This window comes from Kribbella sp. NPDC050281 (genome assembly GCF_040655855.1).
Lineage (GTDB): Bacteria > Actinomycetota > Actinomycetes > Propionibacteriales > Kribbellaceae > Kribbella.
Map to the genome: position 1 here is coordinate 132,669 of NZ_JBFAKS010000022.1, position 19,643 is coordinate 152,311.

Annotated in this window: 17 protein-coding genes; 6 read left to right on the forward strand and 11 right to left on the reverse strand. The window is 67.9% G+C overall.

All coding sequences use genetic code 11. The features are described from left to right. Positions 1–49: 49 nt before the first annotated feature. The 3 genes from AB0I34_RS24020 to AB0I34_RS24030 form a co-directional block, all read right to left on the reverse strand. A complete protein-coding gene (locus AB0I34_RS24020; protein ID WP_360448570.1) occupies positions 50–307 on the reverse strand; it encodes a hypothetical protein in 258 nt (85 codons plus the stop codon). 120 nt (positions 308–427) lie between these two features. Further along, complete coding sequence (locus AB0I34_RS24025) at positions 428–1,267, reverse strand: SDR family NAD(P)-dependent oxidoreductase (RefSeq protein ID WP_360448572.1); 840 nt, start codon at positions 1,265–1,267, stop codon at positions 428–430. Beyond that, complete coding sequence (locus AB0I34_RS24030; protein WP_360448573.1) at positions 1,264–2,208, reverse strand: SDR family NAD(P)-dependent oxidoreductase; 945 nt, start codon at positions 2,206–2,208, stop codon at positions 1,264–1,266. Before AB0I34_RS24030 ends, AB0I34_RS24025 begins: the two co-directional genes overlap by 4 nt. 70 nt (positions 2,209–2,278) lie before the next feature. On the opposite strand from AB0I34_RS24030, the gene AB0I34_RS24035 reads away from it, so the two are divergent. Next, complete coding sequence (locus AB0I34_RS24035) at positions 2,279–3,199, forward strand: LysR family transcriptional regulator (RefSeq protein WP_360448576.1); 921 nt, start codon at positions 2,279–2,281, stop codon at positions 3,197–3,199. On the opposite strand, the gene AB0I34_RS24040 is transcribed toward AB0I34_RS24035, so the two are convergent. Further along, positions 3,158–3,523, reverse strand: coding sequence for a hypothetical protein (locus AB0I34_RS24040; RefSeq protein ID WP_360448578.1), 366 nt, complete (start codon positions 3,521–3,523; stop codon positions 3,158–3,160). The genes AB0I34_RS24035 and AB0I34_RS24040 overlap by 42 nt on opposite strands. Positions 3,524–3,683: 160 nt before the next feature. Here AB0I34_RS24040 and AB0I34_RS24045 point away from each other — a divergent pair, with 160 nt between their 5' ends. Next, a complete protein-coding gene (locus tag AB0I34_RS24045; RefSeq protein ID WP_360448581.1) occupies positions 3,684–4,136 on the forward strand; it encodes a GNAT family N-acetyltransferase in 453 nt (150 codons plus the stop codon). Positions 4,137–4,143: 7 nt separating this feature from the next. Beyond that, on the forward strand, positions 4,144–5,013 hold the full coding sequence (locus tag AB0I34_RS24050) for a GNAT family N-acetyltransferase (RefSeq protein ID WP_360448584.1): 870 nt from the start codon (positions 4,144–4,146) through the stop codon (positions 5,011–5,013). Positions 5,014–5,136: 123 nt separating this feature from the next. Here the strand turns inward: AB0I34_RS24050 and AB0I34_RS24055 are convergent, their stop codons facing one another. Beyond that, a complete protein-coding gene (locus AB0I34_RS24055) occupies positions 5,137–6,087 on the reverse strand; it encodes a lysylphosphatidylglycerol synthase transmembrane domain-containing protein (protein ID WP_360448587.1) in 951 nt (316 codons plus the stop codon). Positions 6,088–6,316: 229 nt separating this feature from the next. Between AB0I34_RS24055 and AB0I34_RS24060 the strand changes: the two genes are divergently transcribed. The 3 genes from AB0I34_RS24060 (at position 6,317) to AB0I34_RS24070 (ending at position 11,680) form a co-directional block, all read left to right on the forward strand. Next, positions 6,317–8,617, forward strand: coding sequence for a CDP-alcohol phosphatidyltransferase family protein (locus AB0I34_RS24060; RefSeq protein WP_360448589.1), 2,301 nt, complete (start codon positions 6,317–6,319; stop codon positions 8,615–8,617). 145 nt (positions 8,618–8,762) lie between these two features. Continuing rightward, complete coding sequence (locus AB0I34_RS24065; protein ID WP_360448591.1) at positions 8,763–9,401, forward strand: TIGR03085 family metal-binding protein; 639 nt, start codon at positions 8,763–8,765, stop codon at positions 9,399–9,401. Between the two features lie 143 nt (positions 9,402–9,544). Continuing rightward, entirely contained in the window at positions 9,545–11,680 is a 2,136-nt protein-coding gene (locus AB0I34_RS24070; RefSeq protein WP_360448594.1) for an MMPL family transporter, read from the forward strand. 84 nt (positions 11,681–11,764) lie between these two features. Here the strand turns inward: AB0I34_RS24070 and AB0I34_RS24075 are convergent, their stop codons facing one another. The 6 genes from AB0I34_RS24075 to AB0I34_RS24100 form a co-directional block, all read right to left on the reverse strand. Beyond that, a complete protein-coding gene (locus AB0I34_RS24075) occupies positions 11,765–12,847 on the reverse strand; it encodes a LacI family DNA-binding transcriptional regulator (RefSeq protein ID WP_360448597.1) in 1,083 nt (360 codons plus the stop codon). A gap of 10 nt (positions 12,848–12,857) precedes the next feature. Continuing rightward, on the reverse strand, positions 12,858–14,822 hold the full coding sequence (locus tag AB0I34_RS24080; RefSeq protein WP_360448600.1) for a DUF2264 domain-containing protein: 1,965 nt from the start codon (positions 14,820–14,822) through the stop codon (positions 12,858–12,860). 46 nt (positions 14,823–14,868) lie between these two features. After that, positions 14,869–15,777 (reverse strand): carbohydrate ABC transporter permease, encoded by a 909-nt coding sequence (locus AB0I34_RS24085; protein WP_360448603.1) that lies wholly within the window; start codon positions 15,775–15,777, stop codon positions 14,869–14,871. Then, a complete protein-coding gene (locus AB0I34_RS24090) occupies positions 15,774–16,706 on the reverse strand; it encodes a sugar ABC transporter permease (protein ID WP_360448606.1) in 933 nt (310 codons plus the stop codon). Before AB0I34_RS24090 ends, AB0I34_RS24085 begins: the two co-directional genes overlap by 4 nt. Next, positions 16,703–17,995 carry an extracellular solute-binding protein gene (locus AB0I34_RS24095; RefSeq protein WP_360448609.1) on the reverse strand — a complete coding sequence of 431 codons (1,293 nt, stop codon included), beginning with the start codon at positions 17,993–17,995 and terminating at the stop codon, positions 16,703–16,705. Before AB0I34_RS24095 ends, AB0I34_RS24090 begins: the two co-directional genes overlap by 4 nt. Before the next feature lie 121 nt (positions 17,996–18,116). Further along, positions 18,117–19,109 carry a hydroxyacid dehydrogenase gene (locus AB0I34_RS24100; protein WP_360448611.1) on the reverse strand — a complete coding sequence of 331 codons (993 nt, stop codon included), beginning with the start codon at positions 19,107–19,109 and terminating at the stop codon, positions 18,117–18,119. Positions 19,110–19,643 lie beyond the last annotated feature (534 nt).

Genomic DNA, 19,643 nt, shown 5'->3' on the forward strand with positions numbered 1-19,643 from the left:
AGCCGGCAACCCGAACGCACATCTCGGACTGGCGTAGCGCCTTGACGCCTTACGGGCCGAGCGTCAGCGCACCCTGAGCTGTGATTTCATCAATCGGCTGACGGTGAACGGTAGAGGCATTCCTGGCGGTCAACACGACGATGGCGGAGGCGAGGGAGCGCTCCAGGGCAGCCGATCGCCGATGCAGGCGCGCCAGGATCGTGCCGCCATCCAACGCGGCTAGCTGCATGCCTCCTGCGTCGTCGGGATCGATGTCCGAGGGCACCCGACCGTGGTCGCGGGCGCGCGCCACCGAGCCAGCCAGCACCGCCGCTGGACTGGTCCTCCTGGCCGCTCCGCAGTACGCCGCACGCCGCCGTTGTCGCCGACCTTCTCGACGCCGTCCGCGGCCACACCAACGCCGGTCCGCAGCAGCTCGTCGCCCAGTTCAGGGAGCCCAGGGTAGGACCTTGCCGTAGCGGATGAGTTGACCGTAGGCCTCGGGAGCGAACGGCTCCAATGCGAGGTCCAGCAGCGGGACGGCTGCCTCGGCCGGAGTTGGGGCGGTACTGACGTCCCACCAGAGGGCGGAGGTGGGAGTGTTCATCATCCCGGGGCAGACGGCGGCCACCAGGATGCCGCGGGCGAGGTCGTCCTCCCGGCGCTCGTGGGCCATCGCGCGTACGGCGGAGACCTGGGCGATCTTGGACGGGATGTTGATGAAGCCAGGCCATGCTGTGGCCCGGTCGCTGCCGTCCTTGACGAGGTCGCGCCAAGCGGCGACCTCCTTGTCCACGTCCTCCAGGGAGGTCAAGCCGTCGAAGTGGTGATGCAGTACTGGCGCCAGGTAGTGAAGGGTGCCCAGCGAGCTGGCCACCACGAGGAACCGGCCGTCGTCGCGGAGCAGGGGCGCGAAGGCCCGCAGCATCCGCGTCGTCCCGAAGTTGTTCGTTTCGACGTAGGTGTCGACGATCGCGCGCGGGTCGTGATCCGGGCCGACGCGCATGACGGCGTTGTTGAACACGACGTCGAGGCCGCCGTGCCGTTCTTTCAGTCGTACGGCGAGCTTGTCCGCGGCACCCGGATCGGACACGTCCAGGACCTCGGCGCGAACCCGGGCTCCCCCGCCCGGGACGGCATCGACAGCGGCGGTCACGCGGTCGACGTCGCAGCCGGTCAGGTAGACGGTGTCGGTGGGTGCCAGGCGACTGGCGAGTCCCTCGACCAGCGCCAGCCCCAGGCCCTGGGTAGCGCCGGTGACGAGGGCGACCTTCGGTGTGGTGGTCATCGGTTCTCCCGGGAGTGTTGGAGCAAGGTTTCGGACAGGGTCCACAGGCGCTGTGCGCCGTCGGGGTCCAGGGCGTAGCGCGCCACGCCGTGCAAGGGTGGCGCGTCGCCGCGGTGGTCGATCGTCTCGGTCTCGTTGCAGTCGACGAAGTAGCGTCCGCCGATGCCCTCCAGCTGAGGCGAGGTGGCCAGCAGGACCGAGGTCGCCGCGCCTTGCTCCGGCGTCTTGAAGAGCTCAGGCGGGACCGTGCCGGTGCCGCGGCCACCGGTGTGGCGCTGCAGGTTGGTGTAGATGGCACCCGGCATCAGGGCGTTCGCGGTGATGCCGTCACCGGCCCACCGGCGGGACGCCTCGACCGCGAACAGCACGTTGGCGGTCTTGGACTGGCCGTAGGCCAGCCACGGATCGTAGGGCCGGAACGCGAAGTTCATGTCGTCGAAGACAATCGGCGAGAGCTGATGCCCGCTGGAGCTGACTGCAACAATGCGCGCGGCACCGTCGGCAGCCAGCGCGTCGTGCAGACCGGCGGCGAGGGCGAAGTGACCGAGGTGGTTGGTGGCGAACTGCAGCTCCCAGCCCTGTGACGTGTACTGCTCGGGAGCCGCCATCACGCCGGCGTTGTTCACCAGAATGTGCAGCGGCCCGTCCCAGGCCGCCGCGAACGCCGCAACCGATGCCGTGTCGGTCAGATCCAGTTGCGCGACGCGCAGGGTCGTGCTGCCGGTGGTCGCAGTGATGTCCTTGGCAGCGCGCTCGCCGGCCTCGATGTCGCGGACCGCCAAGGTGACCTCGGCGCCGGTAGCGGCCAGGCCACGCGCTGTTTCCACACCAAGGCCGGACGACGCCCCGGTCACCACCGCACGCCGGCCGGACAGATCGATGCCCGCGGCAACCTCGGCCACGCTGCTGGCGAAACCGAACGGAGTCTTGATCAGGTTCATACCGCCACGCTAGGCAGCCGGAAGCCATGCCACCAACGAAAGATTGTCAACCATGGTATGCGTATATGTCATGGCCTTCACCGATGCTTCACTGACCGCCCTCCGAGTGTTCCGGGAAGTGGCAGAGCGCGGCACGCTCACCGCCGCGGCCACTGCCCTCGGCTACACGCAGTCCGCGGTCTCCCGGCAGATCGCGTCCCTCGAACGCGCCGCCGGAACGCCTCTGCTGGAACGGCGTCACGACGGCGTCCGGCTCACCCCCGCCGGGCGAATCGTCATACGCCGGGCAGCCACGGTGATCGACGAGGTCGACGCAACCGCGCGGGAGCTGGTCGGCCTACCCGAGGAGCAGGGCACCGTCCGGCTCGGCTGGTTCGCCAGCGCAGGTGCGTGGCTACTCCCCCGGGCGCTGGACGCGTTGCGCCAATCTCATCCGGCCATCACCGTGATCACCCGCGAGGGCAGCACCCCGGCCCTCGTGCGGGCGCTACGCGCCGGCACCCTGGACATCGCGCTGGTGGCCTCCGCACCACCGTTCCGTCCACTCGACACCGAAACCCCCGCGCTGGAATTGCAGACGCTGACCGAACGCAGCCTCCGCGTCGCCATACCTGCTACACATCCGCTCGCCCGCGCCGAGTTCGTCGACATCGCCGACCTGCGCGGGCAGGCCTGGATCGCCGGCCCGGGCGGCGAGCACTTGATGGGAGTGTGGCCGGGTCTCGACGAGCGGCCGCGGATCGCCCACACCGCCCGCGACTGGCTCGCGAAGCTCAACCTGGTCGCCGCCGGCTGCGGGATCACCACCGTGCCCCCTACCTTCTCCCACGTGACACCGCCCGGCGTCCAGATCCTCCCGGTCCGCGGCGGCCCTGCCGAGCAGCGACGCATCCTGCTCGCACGACTCCCCCGACAACTCCCCGAGCCGGTCGCCCGCCTCGCCGCCGCACTACGCACCGCCGCCATCGAAACAGAGCCGCCTGCAGACTGACATGCTGCTTCGAACCCGACATCTGTGACGGCTGATCGTCCCGGCGAATCCGTGGGAGACGAACTGCGCCATCAGGTCGCGGTTGCCGGCCGGAAGATCCGCGCTCGCCATGAAGGCCAGGTACTCGACCACACCGCTGGTCGCCCGGCGCAGCGCCTCGTCATTGGACGGCTTCTCGACCGCTCGCCACCGCTCCTCGCGCTGATACACCTCGGCCGGGTCAGCCTCGGGGACCGTCAGCAGGAGATCGAGCGGACTGCGAAACCGGTTGTAGAACGTCGGCCGCGTCACCCCGGCCGCCTCGGCGACTCTGATACGCGACACCGGCCGCTCGGCGGCAAGACGCAGTACGGCGTCCGCCCGATCAGCCGACGCAGGAATTGCGCGCGCGAAGCGATCGCCGAGATCGTGTAACGTCTCGCGCCCTCTGTGACACAGACATCTGGAAGAGCCAAAGCCACGCCGACAGCCGGAGTTCGCCAAGATGATGGTGCATCGCTACAACGGGGACCGGGATCTGCTGCGCCCGCTCTTCCGGGAGGCCGACGACTCCGAGCAGCAGCTCGATGCCTACCTCGACCTCGGCGCCGTGTTCGTGGCCGAAGACGACGGCGAGATCATCGGCCACCTACAGCTGATCACCGGCGACGACGTCGAGCTGAAGAGCATGGCCGTCGCCGAGTGCCGCCGTGGCACAGGCGTCGGCCGGGCTCTGGTCCGAGCAGCGCTCGAACACTGCCGACAGAACGCGGCGAAATGTCTCCTCGTTGCCACAGCTGCAGCCGACATCGGCAATCTGCGCTTCTACCAGCGTCAAGGCTTCCGCATGCTCCGGATCGAACGCGACGCGTTTGTGCCTTCGACCGGCTACCCCGATGAAATCGTCATCGACGGCATACCACTACGCGACCGCGTCTGGCTCAGCCAGGACCTGTAGGAGCAGCATGAAAACCGAACGGACACCACTGTTCTGCGACGCTGATCTGGCGCAGCGGATCGAGCTGGCCGAATCCAAGCTCATCGAAGCCACCGCCCTCGCCGCCCACCGCCGCCTCGGCAACGGCCGGGGGTTCGTGATCCCGATCGCGGGTGGACTCGCGAGCTTCGCCGACGACGACTCGCCGTTCAACAAGGTCGTCGGGCTGGGATTCGGCGGCGTACCGACCACCGGCGAGCTCGACGAGATCGAGCACGCGTACGCCGCCATGGGCACGCCAGTGCAGGTCGAGCTACCACACCTCGCCGACCCCGGGATCGGCATCGCCCTCAGCCGACGTGGATACGAGTTGGAGTCGTTCGAGAACGTTCTCGGCATCACCATCCGCAACGCCGTCGACAACAGGTACGACGCCACGCTGCCCGACGGAATCGAGATCCGGCCGAGCGGCGACCAGGAGCTCGACGTCTGGCTGAACGTCATGGCCGACGCAGTCGCCGTACCAGACACACAAGGAGTGCCGTGGCGCGAGGAGTTCCCGCGCGACACCTACATCGAAGCCGAACGCGACGCCGCAGCAGCGGACATCAGGCGTTACATCGCCCTACTGAACGGCGAAATCGCGGGCGGTGCCGGGCTCCGCACAGCAGACGACATCGCCCAGTTCGCCGGCGCCGCAACGCTCCCCGCACACCGCCGCCACGGCATCCAGTCCGCTCTCCTGTTCACGCGCCTGTCCGATGCAGCTGTCGCAGGCTGCGACGTCGGCGTGATCACCACCCAACCCGCCTCGAAATCCCAGCAGAACGCCGAACGTAGCGGCTTCACCCTTCTCTATACCCGCGCCGTTCTGGTGAAGCACCTCGACGCCACCTGAACGACATCGACGGCTACCGGCACCAGGCGAATGCTGACAATGGTGTGATCGTTGCGGCCTCCACCACGTACAAGGTTGACGGATACGAGTACGGCGCAGGTCGCGCGAGTGTCCTGGGCTTCTTTATGCCGGGGCGACGCGTCGACCCCGATCTGGTTGTGACTGCGCGTCACGGGTGCGGGTGTCGGGCCCGGTGCGGCGTCGGCCGAGGATCACCACCAGGGCTCCGGGGAGGGTGGCGATCAGGGCGAGTACGCCGTACACGACCGCAACGGTGACGCCCTCCGCCGGGCTCAGACCGACCCAGCCGAGGGCCCACGCAGCGGCGCCCTCGCGCGGGCCCCAGCCGGCGATGTTCGTCGGCAACGCCGACGCCATCAGCACGACCAGTGCCAGTGGCAGCAGCCGAGCCGGCGACACGTGCGACCCGGTCGCCCGCACCGCGATCATGAACACGGTGGCGTGACCGAGGACAGCGACGGCGGAGGCGAGCAGGATGCCAGGCCAGGCCCGTGGCGCGAGGACCGCGTCGCGGAGGTCGGTGGTGAAGCCGCGTGCGATCCGGGCCGGGAGGCGACGCGGGTCCAGGCGCAGGAGGACGGCGACCAGCGCGATCCCGGCGACGACCGCGATCGGCAACGCGACCAAAAGCTGAAGCGAGCCGGCGGTCCAAGGCAGCAGGAGCAGCACGACCACTGTCAGCATCAGCTGTACCGCGAACCCCGACGATCGTTCCCATGCGACGGCCCGCAGGCTCCGGCCCACGTCGCCGACGTCGCGCCCGTGGCGCACGGCCCGATGCACATCGCCCACCACCCCGCCGGGCAGCGTGGCGTTGAGGAACTGGGACCGGTAGTAGGCAGCCACCGCGGTCCGCAGCGGCACCTCGATGCCGAGTCCGCCCGCGACCAGCCTCCACCGCCACGCACAGCACAACGTGGTCAGCGACGTGATCGCCAGGGCAGCGAGGAGCGGCCATCCGGTCGTCAGCCGGAGCCCGTCGACCAACGGGCCGGCGCCCACCCGCCACGCGAGGACGGCGAGGATCGCCGCGCCGCCCGCCAGGCGTACCAAGGTCCAGATGTTTCGGCTGATGGCGGTGGCTCCGATTCTCCGAGTTGGTCCCCCTCACAGTGATACGGCTGTCACCGGGCGCCGGTTCACCCGGCGATCTCCGTCAGCACGACCGACAGCAGCGCGACCAGTGACAGACCGGGCCGCAGACGCCGGTCCCGCCCCGTGAACCGATGCGACACCTTGCTCGTGTGATTGTTGTTGTCGTACCCCCAACGACGGAGGCACCGTGCGTCTGACTCAGGATCGAGTGCGCAGCCGCATCCTGGTCGGCCCGCTCACCGGCTTCGCCTGCCTGCTCGTGCTCCTCGGTGGGCTCGCGGCGACCACCGGCCTCGGCGTCGCCGGCTGGGCGACGGGCGTCGCCTGCGGAGCCGGCCTGGCCGGGCTGCTCGCCCACGCACTGGCACGTCACCGTCGTGACGGTCTGCGGCCGGCGGACAGGGTGACACTGGCTCGCGCGGTCCTCGCCTGCGGGGTCGCGGCGCTCACCGCGGACTCGCTCGGCCGCCAGGCGCCGGTGGCGATCCTGGTGGTTGTCTCGTCGGTGGCGCTGGTCCTCGATGGGGTGGACGGTCAGATCGCCCGGCGGACCGGCACCGCTTCGGCATTCGGGGCGCGCTTCGACATGGAGGTCGACTCGTTCCTGGTTCTGGTCCTGAGCGTGTACGTCGCGCCGACGACCGGCTGGTGGGTGCTCGCGTTGGGCGCGGCCCGCTATGTGTTCGTGGCCGCCGGCTGGGCGCTGCCGTGGCTGCGCGGTTCGCTCCCGCCCCGCTACTGGGCCAAGGTCGTTGCGGCAATCGTCGGCATCACGCTGACCCTCGCGGCGTCCGGCATCCTGCCCGATCCTGTGAACACCGTCGTGCTGCTGATCGCGCTAGGACTGCTGGCCGAGTCGTTCGGCCGTCACACCTGGGGGCTGTGGCGCCTGGCCGGCAGCCCGCGCGCCCATCGTGGCACCGTGACCTCGGCGCTCGCGGTGCTCCTGGTCTGGGCTGCGCTCCTCGTGCCGGACCACACCGGCGACCTGTCGCCGGCCGCCTTCCTCCGGATCCCGGTCGAGGGCCTCGTGTTCGTCGTCCTCGTGGTCGTGCTGCCGCCGAGACTCGCGCACATCCTCGCACTGGGCGGCGGCCTCCTCATCGGCGTGCTCGCGATCCTGCGGTTGCTCGACAGAGGCTTCTACTTCGCCTTCGACCGCCCCTTCCACCTCGCCTATGACACGGCGTACGCCGGCTCCGCACTGGCCCTGCTCGGAGACTCGATCGGCCGCGCCGGCGCCTTCGCAGTCATCATCGGAGCCGGGCTGCTCTGCCTGGCCCTGCTCGCCCTGCTGGCACTGTCGGCGGCGCGACTGGCTCGGCTCGTGGCGGGACACAGGCGGCGGTCGATCCGGATCGTCGCCGTCCTGGCGGCGATCGCGATCTTCCCGGCACTGATCGGCATCCGGCCGGAGTCGCAAGGACACATTGCGTCCGCCGCAGCGGCTCGGCTCGCCACGCAGTACCGTGACGATCTCCGCGACCAGCAGGAGTTCAGTCAGGCGCTCGTGCATGATCGATTCCGCGACACCCCGGACACCGACTTTCTGACCGGCTTGAAGGGCAAGGACGTGCTCCTGGTCTTCGTCGAGAGCTACGGGCGCACCGCGCTCGATTCGCCGGTCGTCGGGTCGGCAATCGAGGCCGGAGACCGGCGACTGCAGCAGGCCGGATTCTCCTCGCGTAGCGGCTTCCTCACCTCGCCGACCTTCGGCGGCCTCAGCTGGCTGGCCCACTCCAGCCTGCAGTCCGGGCTCTGGGTGGACAACCAGCGCCGGTACGACGACCTCGTCACCCAAGACCGGGTCACCCTCACCGACGCGTTCGGTCGCGCGGGCTGGCGGACCGTCGCCGACGTACCGTCGAACGACACGGACTGGCCGGAGGCGACGACCTACTACCACTACGACCAGGTCTACGACCGCCGGAACGTGGGGTACGCCGGGCCGTCGTTCAGCTACGCCTCGATGCCGGATCAGTACACCCTGGCCGAGCTCCAGCGCAGGGAGCTCGACAAGCCGAACCGCGCTCCCGTCATGGCCGAGGTCGACCTGGTCTCCAGCCACACGCCCTGGGCACCGCTCCCCCGGCTCGTCGACTGGAGCCAGGTGGGCGACGGCTCGGTCTTCGACTCGATGCCGGCCGAGGGCGACTCGCCGGACGACGTGTGGCGGGAACCGGACCGCGTGAAAGCCGCCTACGCACAATCCATCGCGTACTCGCTCGACGCAGTGACCTCGTTCGTCCAGCAGCTCCACGACCGCAACCTGGTGCTCGTCCTCCTCGGCGACCACCAGCCGGCCAGCATCGTCTCCGGCGATGGGGCGAGCCGCGACGTGCCGGTGAGCATCATCGCCGCCGACCCTGCCGTGACGGATCGGGCCGCGGACTGGGGTTGGCAGGACGGGCTGCGGCCGAGCGGCAGCGCACCAGTCTGGCCCATGGATACCTTCCGGGACCGGTTCCTCACCACCTACAGCCACTAGCCCTCGCCCACCTCCGTCCGCCCACCGCGACCAATCGTCTTGCGGCAGACCCTCTGGACTGCTGGACTGAGCGCGTGACAGGTTGAAACCTGCACCATGCAGTAGTCCGCCTGCGTCAATGGAAATGCGGGGTGTGCGGCGCGACATGACATGGGTCGAATGGGAGCGACGCTCCTTCGTTGTCGACTTCCGAGCCGCAGATCCCAACGCGCCGACGCTTTGTGCAGGCTGGACGACGCGACATCTGTGCGCACACCTGGTTCAGCGCGAGCATGCGATCCTGCGCAACGTCTGGGACCAGGTGACCACGAAGACGCCCGGCGAGGAGCGGTTCATGCGGCGGCTCGTCGACGAAGCCGCAACGCCGGACGGATACGCCGCGCTGGTCGACAGGTTCGCGGCAGGACCTTCTCGACACTCGCTGATGGGTCGGTTCGACGAGGCCCTGAATCTCGTGGAGTACGCCATCCACCACGAAGACCTCCGCCGCGGATCGGGTCCGGTTCCGCCTCGCGACGCGCCTCCGGCCGAGCTCGACGAGATCTGGCGTCGCGCCCGGCCGATCCTCAAACGGGCCTACCGGAAGGCGCCCGTCGGGGTCGAGCTCGCACCCCAGGGCAGTGCGGTCACTGCTGTACGGAGCGGGCCGAGCACCGTCACCGTGGCCGGCCCACCTCTCGAGGTCCTCCTGCACGCATTCGGCAGACGCAGCGCCGCCGCCGTACGGGTCGACGGGTCACCCGACGACGTGAGCTCGTTCACCCGATGGGCGACCCAAGCCTGAGGTGCCAGGGATGCGAACCGCGACGCCGGCCGTGATGCAGCCTCACCTTCGCCGCTAGGCGAGTCGGCAGCTCCGAGTCATTCACAAGCGCGCACGGTGTCGTTCCGGTCCGCCGGGGCCGATCAGGAGAGTAGCGTTCGGACATGGTCGCTGCTCTGGGAAGGCTCGTGGTCCGCGCCCGCTGGTGGGTCATCGCCGCCTGGATCGTGGCCGCCGTAGTCATCGCGATGACAGCCCCCGCCCTGCAGTCCACGCAGGACCAGTCGGAGTTCCTGCCCGGGCACTACGAGTCCGTCAAGGCGCTCGCCGTCCAGCAGGCAGCCTTTCCCGAGCGCGGTGAGATCGGCGCGATCGTGGTCTTCGACCGCGAGGACGGCGGCGAGCTGACCGAGGACGACCAGGCCAAGGTGTCCTCCATCGCCGAGCAGCTCAACACCAAGGGCTATGACAATCTGGGCACTGCGACCGCTACCCCGGCGACCGACAACGGGTTGGTGCAGGCGATCTTCGTGCAGGTCAAGCCGGGCAAGAACGCCTTCGACCCGGCTGCGATCGAGGACGCCCGGAGCCTGCGCGCCGACCTAGAGCCCCTGGTTGAGGGGACCGGCCTCCGCTCGGGCGTGACGGGCCCGGCGGCCCAGTCGCTGGACTCCCAGGAGGCGTCCGAGCAGGCGCTCGTCGTGGTCAGCGTCGTGACCCTGTTGCTCATCGTGGTCCTGCTCGCACTGATCTTCCGTAGCGTCATCGCGTGCGCCCTGCCCATCGTGACCGTCGCCCTGGTCGGGACGACCGCCACCGGGCTCATCGCGGTGGCGAACGAGGCGTTCGACCTCAAGGCCGACAGTTCCATTTCGGTGATCTTGTTCATCGTGCTGTTCGGCATCGGGACCGACTACATCCTGTTCTTCCTGTTCCGCTACCGGGAGGCCTTGCGGCTGGGCTTCGACGGTCGAGGTGCGGTGTCCCACGCTGTCGAGCGGGCCGGTGAGGCGATCGCCTCCGCCGGCGGGGCGGTCATCATCGCCTTCATGGCGATGGTGCTGTCGTCCCTGAGCATCTTCCGCTCGATCGGACCGGCACTGGCGATCGCGGTCGCACTGGCCGTGCTCGCGGCGTTGACGCTGGTCCCCGCGGTCGTCGCAGTCCTGGGGCCAAGGGTCATCTCCTGGCCCTCGAAGAAGTGGATGGTCGATCCCGAGGCCACCCGGTTCCGCGCCATCGGGCGGTCGGTTGCCGCGCACCCGGTCCGCTTCGCCGTCGTCTCGGCAGGGTCGCTCGCCGTCCTGTCGTTGTTCGCCCTCGGGTTCAACCCGACCTTCAACTTCTCCGACAGCAGCACCGAGAACACAGAGTCGGGCCAGGCGCTGATCACCTTCCAGAAGGGCCAGCCCAGTGGTGCCACCGACCCCACAACGGTGCTGCTGCGCTCTACAGGCGGCCAACGACTCGATGATGCCGAGCTCACTGCGTACGCCGCCGAGCTAGGCACCGCAGACGGTGTCGCGTCGGCGGCGCTGGCCGCCCGCACCGATGACGTCGCGGTGTTCACTGTCGTTCTCTCCGACGACCCCACGTCCGACGCGGCGATGGCCAACGTCGAGGGTCCCGTGCGCGACACCGCGCACTCGGCGGCGCCGGACGGGACCGAGGCCCTCGTCGGCGGCACCACGTCGATCTTCGTCGACCTCGACGACGCGATGGCGCGCGACTACTCGATCGTGTTCCCGGTCGCGGCCGTGCTGATCATGATCATCCTGGCGTTGCTGCTGCGCAGCCTCGTCGCGCCGTTCTACCTCATCCTCTCGGTAGGCCTCGGCTTCACCGCCAGCCTGGGTGCGACGGTGCTGGTCTTCCAAGGCCTGTTGGGACAGCCGGGGCTGATCTTCATCCTGCCGATCTACATCTACCTCTTCGTGGTCGCGCTGGGCACCGACTACAACATCTTGATGGTGGCGCGCCTGCGGGAAGAGGCACGGGGAGGGCTCGAGCCGCGGCCCGCGGCGGCCAAGGCGATCGAGCATGCCGGTCCGACAGTCGCGGCCGCCGGCTTGATCCTCGCCGGCACCTTCGCCTCCCTGATGTTCGCCGAAGGCACGTTCTTCAAGTCCTTGGGCTTCTCGTTCTCCCTCGGCATCGCCATGGCGGCCTTCGTGATGGCGCTCTTCCTGACCCCGGCGCTGACCGCACTCATCGGGCACGCCGCGTGGTGGCCCGGCCACGGGGACCAGGCCACCGACACAGTCGAGGAACCCGCCGAGGGGCGCGTCCTGGAGAGCTGACCCACCGGGATCGGTCTGGTGGCCGGCCGCTTCAGCGGCGAAGGCTTGGATGAGGTAGCCCGCGAAGCGGCCCCTTCCCCACGATCATCGCGGTTGTCGTTCGGTGGATATCAGCGGGCGGACCGAGGTGCGGATGACGATGTGGGTGCCGAGGAGTTGACGCTCGCGACCGGAGCCGGGGGCAGGACGTTCCATTGCGAGCCGGACGGCGGCCTTCCCCATCTCCTCGTGCGGCATGTAGACGGTCGTGAGCGGCGGCCACAGCTCCTGGGCGACCGGAATGTTGTCGTAGCCCACCAACGAAACGTCGTCAGGCACCCGCAGGCCTTTCTCGCGCAGCGCGGCGAGCGCACCCGACGCCATCACGTCGTTGTGCGCGAAGATCGCCGTGAACTCCAACCCGCTGTCGAGGGCCTGCTGGCAGCCCTGGAATCCTCCGCTGCGGTCAGCACTGCCGGCGATCCGCAACGACGGATCGACGTCGGCACCGAAATCGTCGTGTGCCTGCAGGTATCCCTCGACCCGGCCGATGGTGGTCGTGGACCGTTCCGGCCCGGTCAAGGTCAGGATCCGGCGGTGACCCATGGATAGCAGGTGACTCGTCGCGGCGTACGCCCCACCGCGGTTGTCGTACTCGACGACAAGGGCTGGTACGCCGGCCGCGAGCGGGGGACGGCCGCAGAGCACGAGTTGGGAGCCGCGAGCGTGCAGCGCCCGGGCGTGCGCGGCCATCCGGCGCTCGTAGTCCGCGGTGATCTCCACACCGCCGACCAGGATGACTGCCTCGACGTCGTCCTGCTCCTCGAGCCATGCGAAGACCTTCTCCTCGCGCCGCAGCTCGCCGCCGGTGATGTACACGGAACTGAGGCGGTCGTAGTCACCAGCGGCCTCCGCGACGCCAGTGGCGACCAGGCTGCGCAGTGGGGACACGACGTCCGACACCACCATCGCGATGAGGGACGCGGAGGTGTTGCGTTTCGGTAGCCGTGGAGCGACGACATAGTTCAGCTCCTCCACCGCCCGCAGAACCTTGGCCCGGGTCGATTCAGCGACCGGGTAGTCGCTGGTCAGTGCGCGAGAAGCGGTCGCGACCGAGACCTCGGCGCGCCGCGCCACATCACGTAGCGTCGGTCCGCTCCGGCGCGGACTGCCCTCGATCTCGCTCATCCAGTACTTCTTACCTGATTCCAGCGAAGATTGCGTTCAGGTCGAACGCCTGTCGCTCACTACCCCAGTCGACACTGACGACCGAGCCATCGACGGCCGTATCGACGATGTCCTCCACCGGTACGCCGCTGAGCGACGCGGCCGCCACGTAGACCGAGCTCTCCGGCGACGTCGTGCCCACCAACTCGGGAACAACGGCCCATTCGCCATACGCGGTGCCGTACGAGGCCGACGCCGTACCCGCCGCATTCCAGCCGTGCAGGCCGACGAGCCTCGATCGGAGTCCACTCGCCTCGACATCGACCGTCAGTCGTCCGGTCACAACCTCGAAGTCGGACGGGTGCGGCGCCGCCACGGCCCATCCTCCGAGCCGGACCGGCAGGGACGGCGGAATCCAGACGAACCGATGGATCCGCACCTCGAGTGGTCCCTGCACGGCCGTGAGGCTCTCGATCCGCGCGGACGGCAGCACGGGCCCACCGTCAGCGGTGTCGCTGCCTTCCCAGGGCGAGAACCGCGGGAACCTCGGCGTGTGCCAGGAGGCGATCCAGTTCTCGCCGGAGGCGACCTTGTGCATCCTTCGACGAGCGCTCCAGACGCGTCGGATCCGCACCTGCATGTCGTTGTCTGCCGGGTCGTGCAGGGACGTGGGGCCGGTCCGGGTGGAGTACCCGAACCGCGCGTACAGCGGGTCGGGAGCGCCCGCATCGGCGGCGTCCGGCTTCAGGTGATCGCTGCCGTGGTTGTGCACCCTGACGAGGCCGTCGGCGGCCGTGTTCTGGATCAGCAAGCCGACGTCCAATGCTTGCACATAGTCGTCGGTGTCTCCCGGGAGCGCGGCCTCGTTCTCTGTCCATACCGGATGGTCAGCCGGGAGCATCAATGCGAGAAAGCCCTTCGACGCCCAGTACGGCGAACCAGGCCCGGAGTACCGCTGGATCGTCGGCAGGTGCTCCTTGTGCCAGCCGAGGGACAGTACGCCGTTGTCCGTGATGGACCCGCGTTCGACGAAGTACCGCAGGCCGGCCGAGACGACACGCCGGGTCTGCCCCGGACTCAGCGGTGTGCGGCCGACCGACTCGCCGAGGGCGACAGCTGCCAACGTCGCCGTGCGATAGGTCATGCTTCGCCCGTAGTACAACGGTGCACCGTCGCGATCGAAGGTCCGGCCGAACGACTGCAGGAACTCCTCCAACCGATCCCCGTAGCGCTTCTCGAGCTCGGCGACGCCGCGTAGGCGTGCGTGCAGAACCGGGTAGAGATGCATGGCCCAGCCGACGTAGTGGTCGAATGCGTCACCGGCGCCGTCGGAGTACCAGCCCTGTCCGCGGTACCAGACCTCGATCAGCCCGAGCGCGCGATCGAGCACGTACCGGGTCTGGTCGTCTCCCCGGCTAACGCCTTCGAGGAAGCTCGCGATCGTCGCGGGGAACAGATACCAGTTGTTCGGCGAGGGCTCCCGCTCGATGGTGTCCCGGAACCAGTCGGCCAGACGATCCTGTTCGTCCGGCTTGAGCCTCCCCCACGTGTCGTCCTTGGTGAGATGGAGGCTGAGCGCGATCCCAGCTGCCTCGACGTGCGGTTGCCCATCGCGTCCGACATGTCCGACGACCGGCCACGACTCGTTGTCATCGGCACCGATCGTGCGGGTGCCGGCGACCAGGCCGTCGACGTACTTCTGCAGATGGCCGTTGCGGTCCGCTCCTCCGGCGTGAAGGAAAGCGGCCAGCAGGAATGTACGGGCGAATCCCTCCAGACCGTCCGTTGCGGGTCCTTGCTGCGACGGACGGCCTGGAAAGTTGATCCGCGCCCCTTCCGGAGAGCGGTAGGCGTCGGCCGACGTCAGCAGATGGTCGGCGACCGCGATCCAGTGGTCTCTGGTGAGACCGGTGTACGGGCTCAGCGTGCGGTCCTCGGCAGGCAGTACCGAGGCGAGAGGTCCGGAGACCTGCAGCGGAGGCAGTACGGGTTTCATCGGGAACCTTTCGTCCGGAACGCACTCTGGTCGGTGGGAACCGCGGTCATCCCTTGATCCCCGACGTCGCCATACCCGCGATGAAGTATCGCTGACCGAAGACGAACAACAAGATCATCGGGAGCGTGGCCAAGGCGGACATCGCCATCAGGAACGGCCACTGCACATTGCCCTGCCCCTGGGCGAAGGTCGCCAGTCCGAACTGCAGCGGGCGCAGGCTCTCCGAGCTGGTCGCCACCAACGGCCAGATGAAGCCGTTCCAGGCGGACTCGACATTGAAGAGGGCGATCGTGACGAACGCCGGCGCAGCCAACGGCGCCATGATCCGGAAGAAGATGCCGATCTCCGACACCCCGTCGACCCGGGCGGCATCGGCCAGCTCGGCCGGCAACGAGACGAAGAACTGCCGCGCCAGGAAGGTGTACAACGGCGCGGAGACGAACGGCACGATCAACGCGGCCCAGGTGTTGAGCCAGCCCGTGCCGCCGTTGCCGAAAATGTCGTTGCCACCGGCCAGCGGTACCCGGCGAACGACCAGGAACAACGGCACGATCAATACCTGGAACGGCACGATCAACAACACGATGAAGTAGTTCAGGATTCCCTTGCGTCCGCGGATCGGCAACTGCGCCAGCGCATACCCTGCCGCCGTACAGAAGAAGAGCACCGGGATGGTCTGTCCGACCACCACGATCACGCTGTTGCGGAAGTACGTCGCGAACGGCGCCGCCTTGAGCGCGTTCACGTAGTTGCGCCACTCGATCTGGTCGGGCAGCCAGGAGAATCCGTTCACCTCGTTGAGGTTCTTGAATGAGGTGAGGAGCATCCACACGAACGGCACGATCATCAGGAATCCCGCGACGGCCAGGACCACGACGAGCAACGCCTTGGCCGGCGAGACCGACGTACTGCGGGTCGCGCTTCCACCGGTGGTCGTGGCAGTGGCGCTGCTCATAGGTCCTCCCGGTTGCGCAGGCTCAGGCGGCCGAGGCTGATCAGGATGCCGACGAAGACCAGCATGATGACGGTCTCCGCCGAGGCGTAGCCGATGTGCAGCCGCTCGAACGCGTTGGTGAAGATGTCGAAGGTCAGCACGTTGGTGGCATTGGCCGGTCCACCACCGGTGGTCACATAGATCAGGTCGAAGACCTGGAACGAGCCCGCGATGGACGTGACCAGGACGAAGAAGTGCACCGGGCCAAGGCCTGGCCAGGTGACGTTCCAGAACGTCTGCCACCTGGATGCACCGTCCAGCGTCGCCGCCTCGATGAGGTCCTGCGAGATGCTCTGCAGCGCGGCCAGGTAGATGATCATCTTCGCGCCCAGCCCTTGCCAGACACCGACGACCATCAGCGCCGGCAGTGCGACGTCGGGGTCAGTCAGCCACCCCGATCTGGCCAGGCCGAAGAACGCCAGCACCTGGTTGCCGAGGCCGGCGGCCGGATTGTAGATCCACAGCCAGACCGCTGCGACGGCGACCGTCGAGGTGACCACCGGGATGTAGAACAGCGTCCGGAACAGCCCTCGGGCCGGGATCTTCTGGTTCAGCCCCAGAGCCACAGCCAACGACAGAGCCACCGGCACGACGGCGATCGTGTACAGCAGCGTGTTCTTGACCGCATTGACGAACTGCGCGTCCTGGAACAGATCGAGGTAGTTCTTCAGCCCGATCCAGTCGCCCTGCCCGGCCACTCTGGCGTTGGTGAAGCTGAGGTAGACCGCCATCAGGCCAGGGATCGCGATGAAGATCACCGAGTGCACCAGGGAGGGTGCCAGCAGCAACCAACCGGCGCGGGCCTTGGCCCCTTCGACGCCGCTGTGGCGACGCCGGGACGGGCGCGGGCTCGTGGCGACGACCGGCCGTTCGATGGTCTGGGTGGTCATTTGCGGGCCACGGTGTCGAGTTCCTTGAGCACGTCCTGAGGCGACTTGCGGCCGAGGATCACCTCGTCGAGCGACGGACCGAACTTGGCCCGGAAGTCGAGGAAGGTGGCTCCGCCGTACTCGAAGACCGACTTGTCGAGGTTCTTCCAGGCGAACGACCCGGCCGGGTTCGACTTCACGAACGCGCTGTCGCCGGCAGTGCTGCTGATCGGAACACCGACGTCGAGCTTGGAGATCGCCTCCTGCGACTTCTGATCCTGCATCGCGCGGATGAACGCGAGGGCTGCCTGCGGGTACTTCGTCCCGTCGCCGACGGCGGCGACTCGACCACCGACGTACATGACCTCCTTGGCGTCCTTCAGGTTGAAGTAGACGAGATCCTTGCACTTCTCGCCGATGCCCTGCGCTTTGGTCGAGCAGTCGACGTACGGACTGGCGAAGCCCATCGCGGCCTCCCCGGTCGTGACCAGCGCGGTCTTCGCGGTGTTCTGATATCCGTACGTCGAGGACTTGTCGACACTGACCATGTCGTGGATCTGTTGCAGAGCGTCGATCCCGGCCTGACCGTTGAAAGCGGGCTGGCCGTCGGCGGTGAACATCTGGCCGCCCTTGGCACCCATGAACGCGACGAACTGCTGGCGATAGTTGCTCGCGGGTGCCCAGAAGTCGAAGCCCGTGCGGGTGATCTGGCCCTTGCCGTCGCGCTTGGTCAGCTTCTTGGCGTCTTCACGGAGCTCCGCCAGTGACTGCGGCGGCTTGGTGGGGTCCAGTCCGGCTGCGGCGAACGCACTCTTGCTGTAGGCAAGCAGCCGCGGGTTCGCCACGATCGGTACGGCGTACAGCTCGTCGTCGAACTTCATCGGCGGAACGAACGCCGGATAGACCGACTTCTCCAGGTCCTCGGTCTTCACTCCGAGCTTGGTCAGCGACTGAATCGCTCCCAGGTCGGCCAACGGCTGCACCCAGCCGATGCCGGCGCTGACCACGTCGTAGTTCTTGCCGGCCGCGAGCGAGGTGGAGATCTTCTCGTTCAGGTTGTCGTACGGCACGAAGTCCGGCTCGACCTTCATCTGCGGATACGTCTTGTGAAAGATGTCGACGATTCCCTGGAAGACGGCCTGGCCCTCGTTGTTCGCCGGGAAGTTCGGAACGACCACCCGCAGGGTGCCGGTCGCGGTGGCCGGATCCTGTCCCTCCTCGGCCGTGTCACCACCGGAGGAACAACCGGCGACCGCGGCCATCGCGACGGCCAGAGCCGCCGAGGCCGCGATCTTCAGTCCTCGCTGCATCACTCTTCACCACTTCCTGTCGGCGACCGCACCAGCGGTTCGGTAAACGCTTCCCGACACCATAGGCGTTTCTAGTATCGTTTCGCAATATCTCGGTCATGTCCCTGAAACAGAGAGACGGTCAAGCCATCAGGTCGTAGGTGTCCGGAAGCACTTCGTGCCGCAGGTCGAGGCCGTTCAGGTAGCGCCGGATCTCGTCGATGACGATCGCTCCCTGGGTTCGCCGGGAGTGCCAGGTCCTCGCCCCGAGATGCGGGGTCAGCAGTACGTTCGGCAGCTGCCACCACTCCGAGTCGGGTGGCAACGGCTCCTCGTCGAAGACGTCGACTGCCGCGCTCAGGCGCCCACTGCGCACCTCGTCCAGCAGCGCATCGGTGTCGACCAGGGCCGCGCGGGCCGTGTTGATCACCAGTCCCCCGTCCGGAATCAGCGCCAGAGTCTGTGCGTCGAGCATGTGCCTGGTCTCCTCCCGCACCGGAGCATGCAGAGCCACCACAACCGACTGACTGACCAGCGTCTCCAGCGGGACCAACCTCGCGCCCAGGCTCTTGGCCTCTTGGTCATCCAGATAGGGGTCATAGACCAGGACCTCGGAGCCGGCCGCCACCACCAGCCTCAGATAGGCGCGTCCGACCCGGCTGGCGCCGACTACGCCGACAGCGGCGTCCGCGAGTGTCCGCCCCAAGCCGAAATCGGCTCCGGTCCAGTCGTGCGTGCCGACCATGGCCCGATCGATACGGTCCAGATCGCGCAGCCGGGCAATCGTCATGTACAGCGCGAGCTCGGCAACGGACTGCGCCATCCCCGCAGACGCCTGGCTCACCCGCACACCACCAGACAGCAATCCTTGTGGCGCCAGCGCACGGATCGTCCCAGCGCTGTGCACTACGAGCCGCAGGCGATCCTCGAGCCCGAGCCGCTCCGGCAACGGCGCAGACCCCCAGCCAGTGATGAGCACCTCCGCCCGCAGCCTCGCGTCACTGTCACCATCGACGCTGCCGTCGCCCCTGCGGACGAGACGCCCGATCCCCCTCAGCTTCTGCTCGATCCCATCGCCGAAGAGCTCGGCTTCCAGCGCGCGAGGCAGGTCTACGTACACGACAGGCAGAACCATGAAGGCCCTTTCGATGCAGTAACAGATAGAAACGTTTCTACATCGGCGACGATAACACGGCTCATGCTTCCACCCGACGAGCACCGGTCACGGCCCCGCGTTTCGGTACGACGGCAGTCTCGCTGCCGTGGGAGCGGCTCGACGGCGAGCTCCAGGACCACGCTCTCCTGGTCATCTGGTCGACAGCCAGCACTGTCGGAGTACCTCGGACACCACGACCCGGGGCTCACGCTGCAGATGTACGCCCACATGCTCCCGTCGTCCTACGGCCGGGCCAGGCAGATCCCTTACAGATAAGGGGCTATTTAAGCTCGGCTGACGTCTTGCCGAGGAGTCTGCGGGCGACGATCAGTTGCTGGATTTGCTGGGTGCCTTCGAAGATCTCGAGGATCTTCCGGGTACAGGCGATGGCAGACTGGCCTTCCACCCCGATCTGCCTCTGACCTGACCCTATGTGGGCCGGGCGTGGGCCGTGCCCCCTTCCCTGCTCAGTCCGGCGAACGTACGTTCCCGGTGATATCTACGAGCTCGGGA